Origin of the sequence: Bailinhaonella thermotolerans, assembly GCF_003594875.1 — a bacterium.
GTDB lineage: Bacteria > Actinomycetota > Actinomycetes > Streptosporangiales > Streptosporangiaceae > Bailinhaonella > Bailinhaonella thermotolerans.
This window is the reverse complement of sequence record NZ_QZEY01000023.1, coordinates 24,726-40,215: the sequence shown is the minus strand read 5'-3', so window position 1 is coordinate 40,215 and position 15,490 is coordinate 24,726. Positions and strand designations below refer to the sequence as shown.

The 15,490-nt window shown below is 69.7% G+C and carries 15 protein-coding genes; 12 read left to right on the top strand and 3 right to left on the bottom strand.

Annotation, left to right across the window (positions count from 1 at the left end; translation table 11 throughout):
- Positions 1-69 precede the first annotated feature (69 nt).
- A complete protein-coding gene (locus D5H75_RS36140; RefSeq protein WP_202638837.1) occupies positions 70-690 on the bottom strand; it encodes a 2'-5' RNA ligase family protein in 621 nt (206 codons plus the stop codon).
- The gene (locus tag D5H75_RS42305) at positions 687-1,958 is read right to left on the bottom strand and encodes a hypothetical protein (RefSeq protein WP_202638836.1); all 1,272 of its coding nucleotides are present in this window, start codon (positions 1,956-1,958) and stop codon (positions 687-689) included. The genes D5H75_RS36140 and D5H75_RS42305 overlap by 4 nt, the downstream gene beginning before the upstream one ends.
- Positions 1,959-2,115: 157 nt before the next feature.
- On the opposite strand from D5H75_RS42305, the gene D5H75_RS36130 reads away from it, so the two are divergent.
- From D5H75_RS36130 to D5H75_RS36095, 8 genes are all read left to right on the top strand, one after another.
- Positions 2,116-3,081 carry an NAD-dependent epimerase/dehydratase family protein gene (locus tag D5H75_RS36130; RefSeq protein ID WP_242454729.1) on the top strand — a complete coding sequence of 322 codons (966 nt, stop codon included), beginning with the start codon at positions 2,116-2,118 and terminating at the stop codon, positions 3,079-3,081.
- A complete protein-coding gene (locus D5H75_RS36125) occupies positions 3,078-4,025 on the top strand; it encodes a thymidylate synthase (protein WP_119931106.1) in 948 nt (315 codons plus the stop codon). The genes D5H75_RS36130 and D5H75_RS36125 overlap by 4 nt, the downstream gene beginning before the upstream one ends.
- Complete coding sequence (locus D5H75_RS36120; protein ID WP_242454722.1) at positions 4,022-5,725, top strand: carbamoyltransferase family protein; 1,704 nt, start codon at positions 4,022-4,024, stop codon at positions 5,723-5,725. The genes D5H75_RS36125 and D5H75_RS36120 overlap by 4 nt, the downstream gene beginning before the upstream one ends.
- A complete protein-coding gene (locus D5H75_RS36115; protein ID WP_242454721.1) occupies positions 5,707-6,747 on the top strand; it encodes a CgeB family protein in 1,041 nt (346 codons plus the stop codon). Before D5H75_RS36120 ends, D5H75_RS36115 begins: the two co-directional genes overlap by 19 nt.
- 13 nt (positions 6,748-6,760) lie before the next feature.
- Positions 6,761-7,603 (top strand): radical SAM protein, encoded by an 843-nt coding sequence (locus D5H75_RS36110; RefSeq protein ID WP_119931103.1) that lies wholly within the window; start codon positions 6,761-6,763, stop codon positions 7,601-7,603.
- 66 nt (positions 7,604-7,669) lie between these two features.
- Positions 7,670-8,188: a P-loop NTPase family protein gene (locus D5H75_RS36105; protein ID WP_119931102.1), complete on the top strand. Its 519-nt coding sequence runs from the start codon at positions 7,670-7,672 to the stop codon at positions 8,186-8,188.
- A gap of 64 nt (positions 8,189-8,252) precedes the next feature.
- On the top strand, positions 8,253-9,002 hold the full coding sequence (locus D5H75_RS42300; RefSeq protein ID WP_242454728.1) for a class I SAM-dependent methyltransferase: 750 nt from the start codon (positions 8,253-8,255) through the stop codon (positions 9,000-9,002).
- Positions 8,995-9,753, top strand: a complete 759-nt coding sequence (locus D5H75_RS36095; RefSeq protein WP_119931100.1) for a phosphotransferase — start codon at positions 8,995-8,997, stop codon at positions 9,751-9,753. Before D5H75_RS42300 ends, D5H75_RS36095 begins: the two co-directional genes overlap by 8 nt.
- 327 nt (positions 9,754-10,080) lie before the next feature.
- Here D5H75_RS36095 and D5H75_RS36090 read toward each other — a convergent pair whose 3' ends face one another.
- Positions 10,081-10,758: a GntR family transcriptional regulator gene (locus D5H75_RS36090; RefSeq protein ID WP_202638834.1), complete on the bottom strand. Its 678-nt coding sequence runs from the start codon at positions 10,756-10,758 to the stop codon at positions 10,081-10,083.
- Between the two features lie 167 nt (positions 10,759-10,925).
- Between D5H75_RS36090 and D5H75_RS42295 the strand changes: the two genes are divergently transcribed.
- From D5H75_RS42295 to D5H75_RS36070, 4 genes are all read left to right on the top strand, one after another.
- Complete coding sequence (locus D5H75_RS42295; RefSeq protein ID WP_202638833.1) at positions 10,926-11,129, top strand: hypothetical protein; 204 nt, start codon at positions 10,926-10,928, stop codon at positions 11,127-11,129.
- Positions 11,130-11,275: 146 nt separating this feature from the next.
- The gene (locus D5H75_RS42290) at positions 11,276-11,425 is read left to right on the top strand and encodes a hypothetical protein (protein ID WP_202638832.1); all 150 of its coding nucleotides are present in this window, start codon (positions 11,276-11,278) and stop codon (positions 11,423-11,425) included.
- Between the two features lie 343 nt (positions 11,426-11,768).
- Positions 11,769-13,913: a hypothetical protein gene (locus tag D5H75_RS44405; RefSeq protein WP_119931096.1), complete on the top strand. Its 2,145-nt coding sequence runs from the start codon at positions 11,769-11,771 to the stop codon at positions 13,911-13,913.
- 150 nt (positions 13,914-14,063) lie between these two features.
- Complete coding sequence (locus tag D5H75_RS36070) at positions 14,064-15,452, top strand: DUF2637 domain-containing protein (RefSeq protein ID WP_340137786.1); 1,389 nt, start codon at positions 14,064-14,066, stop codon at positions 15,450-15,452.
- Positions 15,453-15,490 lie beyond the last annotated feature (38 nt).

Genomic DNA, 15,490 nt, shown 5'->3' with positions numbered 1-15,490 from the left:
GATCCGGGAAAACGGCTGGTCAAACCAGACTCCCGCGCTGTTCGCCCCGGCGTCACCCCCCTTCATTTATCAGCTCTCGCCGCCAACCGGGAGGTGCGCCAAGGGCTTCCAGTTCCAGAGGCGTTCATCGCCCTCCTGCAGGACGAGGCTGATGGTGTCGATCACGATGTCACAGCCGGGCAGATGACGGCCGAGGGCGGCGATGACGGGCGCGGCGGGCTGGTCGGCCGTGCTGTAGGCGAGGGTCACATGGGGTAGCCACGGCTCTGTGTCCAGCACGCCCTCTCGCCCCGTCGCGTGCCGCGTCGCATCCTGGACCGCGTGGAGGATAGGCAGCAGTGCCTCGGCGGGCCGTACGGCGAGGGCGATCGCTTCGGGGTGGTAGAGGATCCGGCCGAGCGTGACCGGCGCGGGCGGGACCTGGGTCAGTAGGTCGCGGGTCCGCTCGATCATGCGTGCCCGCTGGTTGCTGTCGATCTCTTGAGCAGGTCCGGCGATGAGCGTGGTGAGGTGGAGCCATTCGGGTGGGACCAGGTGCATCCCGGGGAAGGCGGTGAGTCGTTCCTGGCCTTCCCGGGCGAGGGCGCGTACCTGGGGGTTATCGCGGAGGAGGACATGCCAGTACAGGCGATCCGGGCTGGGCTGGGGGCGGTGCTTCCAGCGGTCGGTCATCTGTTCGGGCAGGCTCACGCGGTTTCCTCCTTCGGGGGCGGGCCGGGGCGGGCGCCGAGATTGAATGCGCGGATCTGCTCGATCAGGTCGCCGGCGGCGGGGTTTCGCTGGAAGCGCCGGGCACGCAGCAGCTCGCCCATGCGGGCGAGGTAGCGGGTGATGGTCGTGATGCGTAGCTCGGGGGCCAGGGACAGCATGGGCTTGATCTGGGCCGCGGCGGCGTCCAGGTCGCCGTGCATCACGTGGGCGATGCCGGCGCCGATGCGGATCTGCGCCCAGGTTCCCCGTACCCACGGTTCTCCGGCCGCCCATGACTCTTCGGCCATCCGCGCGGCTTGCAACGCCGCCTCGGCGTCACCGGCTCGGGTCGCCACGGAAAGGGCGAACAAGGCGCGGCGGGAATTCGAGCACGACCAGGCCGAGCTGCCGGAGTCGGCGGCGATGGAGCCGGATGCGGTGTCCTCGGCCCGCTGAAGCGCGCCGCGTGCTCGTGGAACGTCGCCCAGCAGACCGGCTGCGTTGGCTTCCTGGCAGGCGAGGAGGATCTTGACCGGCGCCGCGGGTGCGATCTCGTAGCCCTGGCGCGCCAGATCCGCGGACTCGGCGTAGCGGCGGCGCCAGCGCGCGGTTTTGGCCTGAGCGGCGATGGCGATGGCCGGGTTTGCGCCGGCCTCGCGGGCGTACATTTCGGCGGCCCGTCCGTACGCTGCGGCGGCTTCGTCCTGATGGACATCGCCCAGGAGAAGGCAGGCGTGGGCCAGCAGGTCGGCGTCGAGGCGGAGGAGTTCACGGGTCTGGCGGAGGCGTTGCCGACCTGTGTGAAGCAGGGCCTGGGTTTGGTGGTGGAGCTGGACGACCTCGCCGAGCACATGGGCCGGCGGGGTGCGGGTGTGGGCTTCCGCCAGGGCTGATGCCTGCTGCCCGATCGTTTCGACGGCGATGTCGCTGGTGTTGGTCGAGGTGAGCCAGGCGATCAGTGCCTCGGCGTGGGGGATGGTCAGGGCAGGATGTTCGGTGGTCTGGGATGGCGCCTCCCCGCCGAAGAGGGCTTCGTGGGTGAGGCCGTAGACCCGGCAGTACAGCTCGGCGTACTCCTCGCTCGGGTGATGGCGACCGGCCTCGTAGTCGCGCACCATCCGGCACAGGCTCTCTACGGACGCCAGTTGGGCCCGGGTGCGTTCATCAGCGGCCTTGAGCAGATGACTCGCCAGTTGCCGCTGGCTCCAGAGCCGCTTCCGCCGTTCGGCAAGTAGGCGCAGCGCCCACTCGGGTCGGTTCTTGCTCATGGTGATCCAGCCCCAGGGATGTGGATCTCGTCTCCTGAAGTCTCCTCTTCTTCGACCTGGAGTTGTAGCCGTTTCATGAGGGTCTCGAAGGTGATCTCGCGCTGATCGCGAAGGAGTCGCTGTGGGGCCAGACCTGGCTACGGACGGCGGGACGGTCATGGTGACCGGAGTCGCCGGATTCATCGGATCGCATCTGGCTGAGGCACTGGTGGCCGGGGGCCACGAGGTGATCGGAGTGGATCGGCGACCGCCCAAGGACCCCTTGGTGAGGCAGAATCTCGTCGGTCTGCTGGACCATCCCCGGTTCCGCTACGAGCCGGTGGACATCGCTGACGGCGCGATGCTGCGCCTGCTGATGCCCGTCCAGGTGGTGTTCCATCTGGCCGCGGCGACCGGTGTGCGTAGTTCGTGGGGCGAGCGGTTCCGCGAGTATGCGAGCTCGAACGTGCTGGGCACGCAGATGCTGCTGGAGTACTGCGCCACTGTTGGGGTGCCGCGCATGGTGCTCGCCTCGTCCTCCAGCGTGTACGGCGAGGCCGTCGTCCTCCCCATGCGGGAGGAGGGCCCGGTGTGGCCGCTGTCGCCGTACGGCGTCACCAAGCTGGCCGCCGAGCAGCTCGCACTCGCGTACGCGCTTCAGGACGACGCCCCGACGAGCGTGGTGGCGCTGCGGTACTTCACGGTCTACGGGCCGCGGCAGCGCCCGGACATGGTGATCGCGCGCATGTTCCAGGCCGTGCTGACCGGGACCCCCGTGGAGGTGTACGGGGACGGCAGCCAGCGGCGGAGCTTCACCTACGTCGATGACGTGGTCCGGGCCACGGTGCGCGCCGCCACGATGGAGGCGCACGCCGAGGTCATCAACATCGCGGGAGATCAGAGCACGTCTCTGGCCGAGCTGCGGAACCTGATCGAGCAGGTGACCGGCCAGCCGGTTCCCACGCTCGCCCGGGGCCGGCACCTGGGCGACGTGGCCGCGACCGAGGGCGACAACGGCAAAGCCGAGCATGTGCTGGATTACCACCCCTTGACCCCACTCGCGGAGGGTCTCGCCCGGCAATGGCGCTGGCTCATCGCGCACCCGAACCCGTCTCTGCTCGTGCTTCCAGGGAGGACCTCGTGAAGACTCTGTCGGCGAATTCGGCCAACGAGCTTTTCGCCCAGGCGGTGCATGCCGTCCGGAGCGGCGGGCGCAAGGCTTCTCCGCGCGGGCTGGACACATTCGAGCTGATCGGTGTGAACCTGGTCCTGGCCGAGCCGCGGCGGCGCCTGATCTGGCTGCCGCCGACGCGGATGCTCAACCCGGCGTTCGCCGCTGCGGAAACGGTGTGGATCTTGTCGGGATCGGACGGCGACTGGATCTACACCTACAACGCGCGGTTGACCGAGTTCGCCGATAAGGGGGTGCTGCGGGGCGCGTACGGGCCCCGGTTGCGCCGGTGGGACGGGCACGTGGATCAGCTCGACTACGTACGCCGAGTGTTGAAGGACGACCCTGACAGCCGCCGCGCCGTGATCCAGCTCTACGACCCCGGGCGGGACCACCACGGCAACAAGGACGTGCCGTGCACCCTGGGGTTCCGCTTCTACATTCGGCAGGGGCGGCTGGAGATGTACACCACCATGCGCAGCCAGGACCTGTGGCTGGGGTTCTGCTACGACATCTTCACCTTCACGGTCCTGCATGAGCTGATGGCCGGATGGCTCGGGGTCGAACTCGGCCGCTACCACCACCACATCGACTCGCTGCACCTGTACGCCGAGCATCTGGAACTCGCCGGCGACCTCCCCGACAGCGTGGAGGAGAGCGGCCTCATGCCCGCGCTGGGCACCGAGTGGAGCGGATTCGACGAACTGCTGCGGCAGGTGCGGGACGGGGAGAACTGCGCCCACGCTGGGTGGCGGGAGATCGCCGAGGTGATGCGCAGCTACCGGGTATGGAAGGGCGACGACCGCGACCAGGCGTGGGATCTGGCACGCGGCGCGTCGGGTCCGCTGTCGAGAGCCCTGGAGCAGTGGTACGACCGGCTGGAGTCGGCGGCCCCGGCCACGGGGCGGTCGCGGTGAGCGCGCCGGCAGTCGTGCTGGGCCTGTGCTCGGGCACCCACGATTCGGCCGCCGCCTTGCTCGTCGATGGCGAGTTGGTGGGCTTGGTCGAAGAGGAGCGCCTGAACGGGATCAAGCACACCAGCGCCTACCCGGCCAAGGCGATCACCTGGCTCCTGTCGCACGCCGGCATCCCGGCCGCCCACGTCACCGACGTGGCCTACAACTTCTCGCCCCCCGGCTACCTGGCCGGAGCGCTCGGCGCTGTCCGCCACCTCGCGGTGCCGTCCTCGGCGGGCCGGGCGCTTGCGCGCGCCCGCAGCTTTACCAACGTCTACCGGCGGGCCCGGGACCGGGTCACGGACGTCGCGAGGCGCTTCCCGCAGGCGCGCATGCACGCCGTACGTCACCATCTGGCCCACGGACGGTACGCCTTCGCGGCCTCCGGCTACCCGCAGGCCGCCGTGCTGATCGTGGACAGCCTCGGCGAGACCGCGACCACGACCATCGCCTCGGCGCGCGGCAACAGCTACCGCACGCTCCACACGATCCGGGATCCGGCCTCCCTCGGCTACGCCTACGGCGCTATCACCGAGCACCTGGGCTGGCGGCGGGGTGATGAGGAAGGCACGGTGATGGCGCTTGCCGCGCTCGGCGACCCGGCCCGATTCCGCGAGGTCGCCGCGGCGGCGATCCCGCTCACCCACAACGGGTTCCAGCTCGATCCCCGGCTGCTGCCGCTGCGAGTCCTGTCCAGCTGCTACCCCCGCGTGTCCACCCGCCTGGCGTCCCTCACCTGCCCGGCCCGCCAGCCGAGCGAGGGCATTGAGCAGGTCCACGCGGACGTGGCCGCCGCCTTCCAGGAGCGCACCGAGCAGGTGATGCTGCACCTGGCCCGTCACGCCGCGCACCGCACCGGGCAGCGACGGCTGTGCCTCGGCGGCGGGGTCGCGATGAACTGCGTGAGCGTGGGCCGCATCGCCGAACGGGCCGGGTTCGACGAGGTGTTCGTCCCTCCCGCCCCCGGCGACTCGGGGACGGCCGCCGGCGCCGCTCTGGCCGTCCACGCCGCCCGCGCCGGCGACCCGGCCACGGGTGTCGCCGGGCGCTGCTACCTCGGCCCGGCGTTCCCCGGCCTGACGTTGGCCGAGACCCCTCGCCCGAACATGGTCGCGCGGCGCCTGCTCGCGCCCACGGAGGTCGTCGCCGACCGGCTCGCCGAGGGTCAGATCGTCGGGGTGTTCCACGGTGCCCTGGAGGCTGGTCCCCGTGCCCTGGGCAACCGTTCGATCCTGGCCTCTCCGCTGCTCCCGGACGTGGTGCGGCGGCTGAACGAGACCGTGAAGTTCCGCGAGCCGTTCCGACCCTTCGCCCCCGCCGTACTCGCCGAGCACGCCCCGAAGTACTTCACGCTGAGGCAGGCGTCGCCGTACATGTCGGTCGCCTCACCGGTGACGGCGGCGGCCCGGAAGATCATCCCCAGCGTGGTTCACGTCAACGGCACCGCGCGCGTGCAGACGGTGACCTGGGAGGCCAACCCCTTCTTGGCCGGCCTGCTGGAGGCGTTCGCGGCGCGGACCGGCGTACCGGTGCTGATCAACACGAGCCTCAACATCAAGGGCAAGCCGATCTGCGGCACCCCTGACATGGCTCTGGACTGCCTGGCCGAATCCGGCCTGGACGCGCTTCTGCTCGATGACTGGTGGGTGACCAGAACATGAAGATCGGCTACAGCTTCTGGGGCTTCCTCGGCGACGGCATCACCGACACCCCGGACGGCGGGCGCAGCCACCGCCGAACCCTGATCGACGCGCTCACCGCGCTCGGGCACCAGGTCGTCTTCCTCCAGAAGAACCGCGACCTCGACGAGGCCGGCCAAGACCTCACCTTCGCCTACACCTGGGAGCGCGGACTGCCCGACATCGACGTGCTCATGCTCGAATACCGGTGGACCGTGCCCAGCCGCAACGACACTCCGTGCGGCAGCCCCGGACATACATGCGACCTCCACCGGCAGGCCGAGCTGATCGACCACTACACGGCTGCCGGACTTCCCACCATCGTCTGGGACAAGGACCTTCAGCTTCCCCTTGGCGATGACCTCCGCCGAGTCCCCCACGTCCGGCTCTGCGAGGCCGCCCTTCACCCCCGGCCCGGTGCCACCCGGCTGCTGTTCCCGATCCGTGACGGGCGACTGGACGCCGCCGACCCCTGCGTCCTGGCCGGCAAGGAGCGCGATCTACCGCTCATCTACGTTGGCAACCAGTACGACCGGGACGAGCAGTTCGACCGCTACTTCGCTCCCGCGGCCCACCAGGTTCGCCACGTGGTCGCCGGAAAGTGGCGCGAGACCTCCCGCTGGCCGCACGTCACCTTCAGTGGACGGATCCCCTTCCGGGAGGTCGAGGCCCTGCACCGTCGCACGGTGACCACCGTGCAGCTCCGGCCGGACCGGTACGTCCAGTGCGGCCAGTTCACCCAGCGGATCTTCGAGGCGGTCCTGGCCGGCTGCCTGCCGCTCACTCCCGCTCCGGCGCCCGGTGTGGACCAGGTCGTTCCTCGCGGACTCCAGGTGAACGACGGCCACGAGGTGATCGAAAAGGTCATGGCGCTGACCAGGGCATGCGGCAGCGACACGCACAGCGAGTTGATCGCCGACTGCCTGCAACGGCTGGACGTCTTCCGCATCTCCCGCCAGCTCGACACCCTGACGGCCCTTCTCGGCGGCCACGACTCCGACTGACTGAGGGAGAACCATGTCCCCGTCCGCCAGCGACCTGACCGGCATCCACCGCGTCGAGAAGCTGTACCTCGAACTGCTCTTCCGCTGCAACATGAGCTGCGGCATCTGCTACCACGGGGAAGACCTGAAACGGCGCGACGTCCTCACCCACGAGCAGGTCCGCAATGCCCTGATCTACTTCGCGGACCGGTACGGCTGCCGCCAGGCATGCTTCCTCGGCGGCGAGCCCCTGCTGTACGACGAGCTCCCCCGCGTCCTGGCCACCGCCCAGCAGCTCGGCTATCAGACCGAGGTGTGCACCAACGGCTACCGGCGCCGCCGCGTCCTGGAAGCGTGCGTGCCCCACCCGGACCTGCTGCGCATCTCCCTCGACGCCGGCACCAGGGAGGCACACGATGCGATCCGCCGCCCCGAATCGTTCGACGCCGCCTTCGACACCATGGCGTGGGCCGCCGGTCGCCGACTGCCCTTCGGGGCGACCTGCACCTTGACCGCCCAGCACATCGGCACCATCGCGGAGTTGGCCGCACGCCTACGCGACACCGGCGCCGTCGAACTCCAGCTCCACCGGCTGCGCCCGATCGGTAACGCGGCCACCAGCGGCCTCCAACCGGTCACCTGGGGACAGACCCGCGCCCTGCACGACCAGTTGACGCGCATGGACCTCGGGCAGATGCAGGTCAACCTCGACATCCTGCTGCCCGAACGCTGCCCGCAGCCCACCGGCCACGTCGAGAAACTGGAGATCGCCCCGGATGGACGTGTCTACCTCTCCTGCGCCGAAGTCGCCGGGCCGGGCCAAAACGTCCGCTACGACTTCGATCAAGCCGCCCTCGTCCCCGTCGATCCTCGATGAAAGCTCTCCAGGCCGGTTCGCGCGTCCGGCTCCACCACTGCCTCAGGCTCGGTAACGTCCCAGGTCATGGACAGGATCGCCATCATCGGCTGCGGCGGCAGCGGAAAGACGACCATCGCCCGGCGCCTGGGCCAGATCACCGGCGCCCCCGTCACCCACTTGGACGTCGTCTACTACGACGACGAGTGGAACACCCTGCCACAGGACAAGTTCGCCGCCATCCAGCACGAACTCGTCGCCCAACCCCGCTGGGTGATCGACGGGAACTTCGCCTCCACGCTGCTCATCCGCCTCGCCCGCGCCGACACCGTCATCTTCCTGGACCTCCCCGCACTCACCTGCCTGTGGGGGATCGCTCAGCGACGCCGACGCCACGGCGGAGGCCAGCATGACGCGACCGGAGTCTACGACCGCATCACCTGGCAGTTCATCCGGTACGTCTGGAACTACCGGCGTACCATGGCGCCACGCGTCCGCAGCCTCATCGCCGAGCACGCCGGCCACGCCGACGTCCACCGGGTCACGTCCCGCCGCGCGGCCAACCAGCTCGTCGCCGAACTCGCCGCCCGCGCCACAGCGGGCTGAACCGGCTGCCGATCCCTTCCTCGACCGGGCGACGGTCCGCGGGCTCTACGCCACGCCATCCCGGCTGACCAGCCGTACGGCCGCACTGCGCAACGCCCGCGTCCGCGGCACTCCGGCTGAGGAGGTCATCGCCGAACTCGCTCGCCGCCAGAACCCGCACGGCCTGATCGCCGACATCGGATGCGGTCGCGGCACCACCACGCTCGCCCTCGCCCGCGCCCTGCCCACCTGCCCCGTCGCGGCAGTGGACTCCTCGGCGCCCCTGCTGGCCCAAGCCCGGTCTCGCACCCGTGGCCACCGGGTTCAGGTCGTCGCCGGCGACTTCCACGCCCTCCCCCTGCGAACTAGGTCAGCCGCCCTCGCGGTCGCCGCGTTCTGCCTCTACCACTCCGCCACACCCGCCGCGGCGCTGTCCGAGCTCCGCCGCTGCCTCCGGCCCGGTGGAGTCCTGATCGCCGCGACCAAGTCCACCACCAGCTACCGCGAACTCGACCAGCTCATCGCCGCCTCCGGGCTCGACCCCGAAGCCGCTTCCCGTCCCAGCCTGTATCGCACCGTGCACAGCGGCAACCTCGACCAGCTCGTCCATGCTGCTCTAACCGTCCGGTACATCCGACACGACGAGCACGTATTCCGCTTCGACGATCTCGACCAGGTCGCCGCGTACCTCGCCACCTCGCCGAAGTACCACCTGCCATCCGAGCTCCTAGGTCACCCCGAGGCCCTCACCCGAGCGCTGAAGAACCGGCTGCCGAACAGGCCGATCACGACGACATCCACCGTCACCTACGTGATCGGCGTCCGAGATGAATGAACGACCCGCGGTGTTCAGCAAACGACACCCGTCCCCCGAGCAGGCCCACGCCGCCGCCGCGCACCACCGCTGGCTCACCAGCCACCACGTCCCCGCGCCCCGCCTCCTTGCCGTACGGGGAAACCACACCCTCTGGCAGCACGTCCCCGGGCACCACGCCCGGCCCCATGATCTGGTCGCCGTGGCGGCGCTCCTCGGGCGAATCCACGCGCACCTGTACCGGGCCGAGCTGCACGCCGCTCCCCTCGACCAGCCCTTCCACACCAGGCAGGCCGGCGCTCTGCCCGCCTTCCCCGGTCAACGCCTCGCCGCCGTACGCCGCAGGCTCACGTGCTCGCCGGCCGCCCCCAGCCCACTCGACCTCGACACCGCCGCCGCGCTCCTGTCCTCCGCCGCCGCCGAACCGGCGGCCATCTACAAGGACGCCAACGTCCGCAACGTGCTGGTCTCCCCCGAGACAATCCGCCTGATCGACTTCGACGACCTCACCCTCGCCCCCTTCGGCTACGACCTCGCCAAGCTGATCGTCAGCGCGGCAATGACCTATGGGCCGCTGCCAGTCGAACTCATCAGCAGGTCACTCGCCGCCTACAACGCGCACGACCTCCCGCACGCATGCACCCTTCCCCGGCTCCTCGACTGGGCGGAGATCCACCACCTCCTCACCCGCCCATACCTAGGCCGGAACGGCTACCGCTACGGCTGGGAGGCCACTCGATCGGCGCATGAGGCGTACTCCGGGCACTCCTAAGGTTGCTCTATTTATGCAGGCCACGCCGGGTTCCCAGATCTGGGAACCCGAGACGAACGGCTCTGAGCTCGAAGCGGGTGATGCCGCAGATGATGCCCCGACCAGCCTTTTTGCCGGATGCGGCAAAAAGAACGGCTCTCTGGCGGAGCTTTTTCGGTGATCACCGAAAAAGCTGAATCGTCCGATTTGTCCGTTTCCCCGGATCCGGGAAAACGGACAAAGAGGGATGCTAGTTCTGGCGGCACCTGTGGGAGTCGGCTCTGAAGGGGAGTTGGCTGGGGAGTGAGGCCCACAGCTCGATCCCTTGTGGCCAGCCGCGCTCCTCGTTCAGACGCGGAGGTCAAACTCCAATTCGTTTCGGTCGCCTGCGAACAGCGCGATACGTACGGCGATCACTCGCCCATCTGTCTGCATCAGAGGTGTCGTCTGCTCAAGGACAGGTGTGCCTGGGGGAAGGTCGAGAAGCTCTGCTTCGGCCGATGTGGGCATGCGGCCGAGGACCCGCGTACGCGTCTCGTCGAGCTTGATGCCGGCCTGCTTCATCAAGGTCACGTCGGCCTCCGGAAGGGGGTCGGGTTCGCCCAGCTCGGGGATCCGTGAGACCAGCTCGCGCAGGAAGTATGAGTCGATGAGTGCACTTGCGGGCCTTCTGCGTCGTCGGATCATGCTTCCGGCTCCGGGGGCGAAGGCCGCAACCCGGTCGGGAGGATGGACCGTGGCCACCTCCAGGTGTGCATTCGCTTCATCTGGATTGACCAGCCCAGCCTCAATGACCTGGCGGTCGTAGCCACGGACGAAGACGCCGACCTTTCGGCGAGGAGTCGCGACCCCCCTGTCGATGAGAACCCGGAGGGCTCGCCGCACGGTGTCGCGGGAAGCGTCGTGCCGGACCTGTAGCTCCTTCTCGGAGGGAAGCCGATCGCCCGCTGTGAATTCTCCGCGCTCGATCGCGGACAGCAGCTCGTGGGCGATCTCCTCGTACGGGTGCCGCTCGGCTGCGCTCATCCGCTCACCACTTCCTGAACTGTTGCTTTGCTGTGCGCGCCTCCAAGCGTGCCAGGGCGCGGCCATGACCGGGGTATCGGCTCTCGGTTTCAACGTCAACACCTCCCTCTTGCGCATCTACTCCCTACAAACTAGCTTGTATGGAGTAGATGGGAAAGGAGGCGCACGTGGGATTTCGTGCCCGGCGTGGCTGGCGGTCACTATCCGAGGGAGTGATCGTCTGCGCCAACGGCAAGCCAGCCCACCTGCTTGCTCAGGACCAGCGGTGGGCGGAAGTCAAGTACCTCGACAACCTCGACGGCGCGCACATGAACCTTCTGGCCCACCTCGTGGAGCTCTGCACCTGCGAATTCCCGGAAGGTTGCCGATGAACCCCCTCGCCCTCGTCATCGCTGGCGTGCTGACGCTGCTGCTGGCGGCGTCTCCCAGTCCCTGCCGCGACGCTGTATCTCCCGGCCAGCTCATCCGCGCTCTGCGCGCTGCCGGATGGCGTCGCGTCACTCTCACCTGCGCCTTGGTGGTCGGCGGCTTGATGCTGCTCGTCCTCGCTTACGTCGCCCGGATCAGCCTGTACGCCCTGATCGCCGCGTGCGTCGCGACCACGGCCGTGGCCTGGTGGCTGGTCCAGCTCCTTGCGCCCCGTACGTCCCAGATCATCACCCGCTGAAGGGAGCCAACCGCATGCGTTCCTCCACCGCCAAGGAAGGCTCCATCTGGAAGAGGCTCGCCACGCCAGCGCTCTTGCTCGCGCGGGTCCTCCTGGCACTCGTGACTCTCGGTGCCCTGATCGCCGTGGCCGTCCACCCGGATCCCGGCATGAAGTTCGGGTCTGCCCTCGCCCTTGTCTGCGCTCCACTCGCAGTCATCGCCATCGGAGTGCCGGTCGATGTTGCTTGGTGGCTCCGAAGCCGCCGTAGTCGTCACTCGCATCAGCCCGCCGAACACGCTGGCGATCCTCGCGCCACCCGCCGCCCCTGACTTCGACTCTCCTCGCCTCGGAAAGGAGGTCCATGCGCCAGCCCTCGACGTCGGCTGAACTCGTCCCCGTTCAGCCGACCCCGCCCCGCCCCTCCCTCGCCCGCCGCCTCCTGCGCTGGGCCGCCCCCTACGCCTGGCGGCTGCTGCTGTGGCTGTTCCGCCGTCTGTGGGCGACCCGAGACACCCACCTGCCTCTGTGGCTCGCTCTCGCCCTGTACGGCGCCGCCGTGGCCGTTCACGCCGCCGTTGTGCCGTGGTGGCTCGTGCTGCTCCTCGGCGGCGCCCTGACCGCTGCGGCGCGCACCGTCCTGGCGCGACGTGCCATTGCCGATCCCGACCTCGTCACCGGCGTCATCGGTCTCGCCGTGGCGTGGCTCGCCGCCGCCGTCACGTGGGGGCCGTTCACCCTCGGCGTCAGCGCCGCATGGGCCGTGCTCACTCTCGCCGTACTGGTCATGTGGCTGATGCACCCGCAGGCGCGCCGCTGGCGGGTGACCCGCGGACGCATCCGCAACTGGACGGCCGCGCTCCCGGCGGTGCTGGCCGCGCTCGGCATGGCCGGAGTCGTCGTGGTCGCCATCGCCCAGGACGAAGCGGGCCGGATGCTGATCCGGCTCCGCCTGCCGGTGACGGTCACCCGCACCAAGCTGGACAAGGCGCGGGAGGCGATCACCTCGGGCATGCACTGGCCCCAGAACAGCATCCGCGAGGTCCGCCAGGACGGGGACCACAACAGCGCCGCCCGCGTCGTGCTGGTCTGGCAGGACGGCACCCTCAAGGCCCGCCACGTCACCTACGACCCGGCCACCGCCCCCACGTCCCTGCGCGACCCGATCTGGCTCGGCAAGGGCGACAACGGCCAGGACGCGGCGATCCCGCTGTACGCGGTCGAGGGCCTGACCCGCGGCCTGTACGGCGGCGAACCGGGCTCGGCCAAGTCGAACCTGCTGCGCCTGCTCGCCGCCCAGCTCGCCCACTGCCCGGACGCGCTGATCTGGGTCATCGACCTGAAGAACGAAGGGCTGACGTTCGCGCCGCTGCTGCCGCGCATCGACTGGATCGCCACCGACCGCACCGAAGCCACCCGCATGCTCCAGGCCGCCGCCGTCGGCATCCCGCTGCGGGCCCGGCTGCTGCGCCCCGAGCACAACCAGAAACTCCCCATCACGGTCGAGCACCCCGGCGTCGTCATCGTGTTCGACGAGTTCGGGCCGCTGCTGGGCAAGAAGGCGGCCAACGCCGCAGCGGTCGAGGCCGCCAAGACCGTCTTCTCCCAGGGCCGCGCCACCAACTGGGGCGCCGAGATCGCCTCCCAGTACCTGTCCCAGACCAGCCTGCACCCCGACCTGCGCCCGCTGTTCCCCCGCGGCATCGCCGGCCGCACCACCCAGCGCGCCGACTCCCAATTCGTCCTGAAGAACTGGACCCGCGTGGACACCACCCTGCTCCCCACCGGCGCGTTCTACGTGCAGCTCCCCAGCCAGCCCGCCCCGTCCCTGCTCCACACCCCCGAGGTCACCGACACCCTGCTCGCGCAGATCGCCGCCGCCACCGCTGACCGTGCCCCCGTCCTGGAGGCCCCCACCGCCGCCGAGCTCCCGCACTACGCCGACCGCTGGACCCGCCTACCGGCCCATCTGCTGCCGTACTGCTCGCCCGAGCAGGCTGCCGCCCAGGCCTGCCCCGCCCTCGCCGTCGAGCAGCCCCGGCTGCTGAAAGCGGTCGCCGCCGACGACCACAGGCCGGTGCGCCTGGTCGTCACCGAAACCATCCCCACCGGGGCCGAGGAGATCAGCAGCGTGCAGGACATCCGCGAGGCGGTGGTGCGCACGCTCGCCGACGCCTGGACCCGCTCCCCCGAGTGGACCACCGGCGCCCTGCTCAAGGAGGTCGGCGGCTCTCGGCAGTCGCTCGCCGTACGGCTCCGCGCGTGGAGCACGCTCGGCATCCTCGACCAGCCGCGCCGGGGGGAGTGGCGCCGCCTGATCGAGGCGGAGGAGGTCCCCGCCGCCGCGCAGGAGGCGGAGGAGTACATCCGGGCCCAGCGTGCAGCCACCCGCCACGGGGGAAGCCCCGACCTGGTCATCTACTCCTCCGGCCAGCTCCACCATCAGGCAGACCTAGCCCCGGCCCCGGAGTCGGCGGCGGGGGAGGGGCCGCAGGGAGGTGCACGGTGAGTAACCGGGGCGGTGATGTCCACCGCCCTCACCCCCCGCGACTCCATACGCGCGCACGCGCGGGGGGAGGGTGTCCAACCAGCCCGCCGTTGGACATCACCCCACGCCCCGTTGGACATCCCGCTGGACATACGAAGGTGACGCAAAGTGATGACCCCCTCCGCTGAAGACCCGCCGAAGGAACTGCTGCGCGCCGGCCAGGAGCTCGCACTGATCGCGGTGTCCGCGCTGGCCCTCGCGCTGGTCGCCAACAGCCTCTACGCGTCCTACAGGGCGATCCTTCAGCTTGCCACCCGCATCGGCGCCGCCGCCCCAGAGCAGATCGCGATCAGCTTCGAGGCCAGCCTGGTCGTCATCGTCGCGTGGGACATCGTGCTGACCTGGGTGAAGCGGCCCGCGCCGCTACTGCGCTGGGGCGCCCGCGTGCTGACCGTGGTCTCGGTGGTGGCCAACGCCGCGGTCGGCTGGCCGGACGTTCGGGCGATGCTGATGTACGTGCCGGCCCCGGTCGTCATCTTGACCATCGTGGAGTCCGTCCGGCACGTGCTCCTCCAGCGGCACCGCCAGCGCGAGCCGATCCCGCTGCCCCGCTGGCTCTGGCACCCGGCCTCCTCCCTGTGCCTGCATCGGCTGATGGTCAAGTGGGAGATCAACTCCTACCGCCAGGCCCTGGCCACGCAGCAGCGCGTCGAGCATGCCAAGCGACAGCTCGAAGTCCACTTCGGCGACGACTGGCGACAGCTCGCGCCCGCCGATCTTGTCTGGATGCTCGACGAGTGGATCATGCTCGACGACGCCTTCGCCCGCGTTCGGGAACTCGTCGCGGGCACCGCGACAGCCACCGGCGACAACGCGGCAGGGACAAAAGCAGCCGACGACAACAACGCGGAGCAGGTGGCCGACACCGACAACTCCTCCGGCGACGACAAGCCGGACGACGACAAGAACAACACGGGCGACAAGAGGCGCCACGGCAACCACCGGAGGCGCGACGGTACGGCGCAGGGGAACCGTCGCAGCACCCGAGACGTGCAGGAACCAGCCAGCGACAAGAAGACCGTCCCCGTCCTGCCGCATGTCGTCGGCACCAAGCATCTCCGCTCCAAGCGGGCCGAGCGCATGCGCCAGATCGCCGAGATCCTCCACGCCGACCCGCTCACGCCGACCGCCGAGATCGCCGAGTCGCTGGCGGTCGATCCGCGCACGGTTCAGCGCGACATCGTCGACGCCCCGGAGTACGGCTTCCTGCCGCGCGAACTTGTCGCCCAGCGGCTTGCTCTCCTGTCGTCCGGCTCCGCCGAACGCCACGGCGACGACAAGACAGCCGACGACAGCACGCCCGACGACAACTTCGTTGTGCCGCCGGTTGTCGCGGCCAGGGGCGACAGCGACGAGTCCGCCGACAACATCAGCCACGACAGCGCGACGGTTTTCCGGCTGTCGCCCCGACAGGTCGACGACAAGTCCGAGATGGGCCGCGACGACGCTCGGGTTGCCGCGGAGGCCCGGCTTGTCGCCGTTGGTGAGACGACGACGTGAACGACTCCCGGGCTAGCCGATCCGCTGTGACGTAGATC

Bases quoted from the DNA above. Each gene is read 5' to 3' on its own strand.
- D5H75_RS36070 (WP_340137786.1), top strand. From the start codon at position 14,064: ATGACCCCCTCCGCTGAAGACCCGCCGAAGGAACTGCTGCGCGCCGGC.
- D5H75_RS36090 (WP_202638834.1), bottom strand. From the start codon at position 10,758: ATGAGCGCAGCCGAGCGGCACCCGTACGAGGAGATCGCCCACGAGCTG.
- D5H75_RS42305 (WP_202638836.1), bottom strand. From the start codon at position 1,958: ATGAGCAAGAACCGACCCGAGTGGGCGCTGCGCCTACTTGCCGAACGG.
- D5H75_RS36130 (WP_242454729.1), top strand. From the start codon at position 2,116: ATGGTGACCGGAGTCGCCGGATTCATCGGATCGCATCTGGCTGAGGCA.
- D5H75_RS36105 (WP_119931102.1), top strand. From the start codon at position 7,670: ATGGACAGGATCGCCATCATCGGCTGCGGCGGCAGCGGAAAGACGACC.
- D5H75_RS44405 (WP_119931096.1), top strand. From the start codon at position 11,769: ATGCGCCAGCCCTCGACGTCGGCTGAACTCGTCCCCGTTCAGCCGACC.
- D5H75_RS36110 (WP_119931103.1), top strand. From the start codon at position 6,761: ATGTCCCCGTCCGCCAGCGACCTGACCGGCATCCACCGCGTCGAGAAG.
- D5H75_RS36095 (WP_119931100.1), top strand. From the start codon at position 8,995: ATGAATGAACGACCCGCGGTGTTCAGCAAACGACACCCGTCCCCCGAG.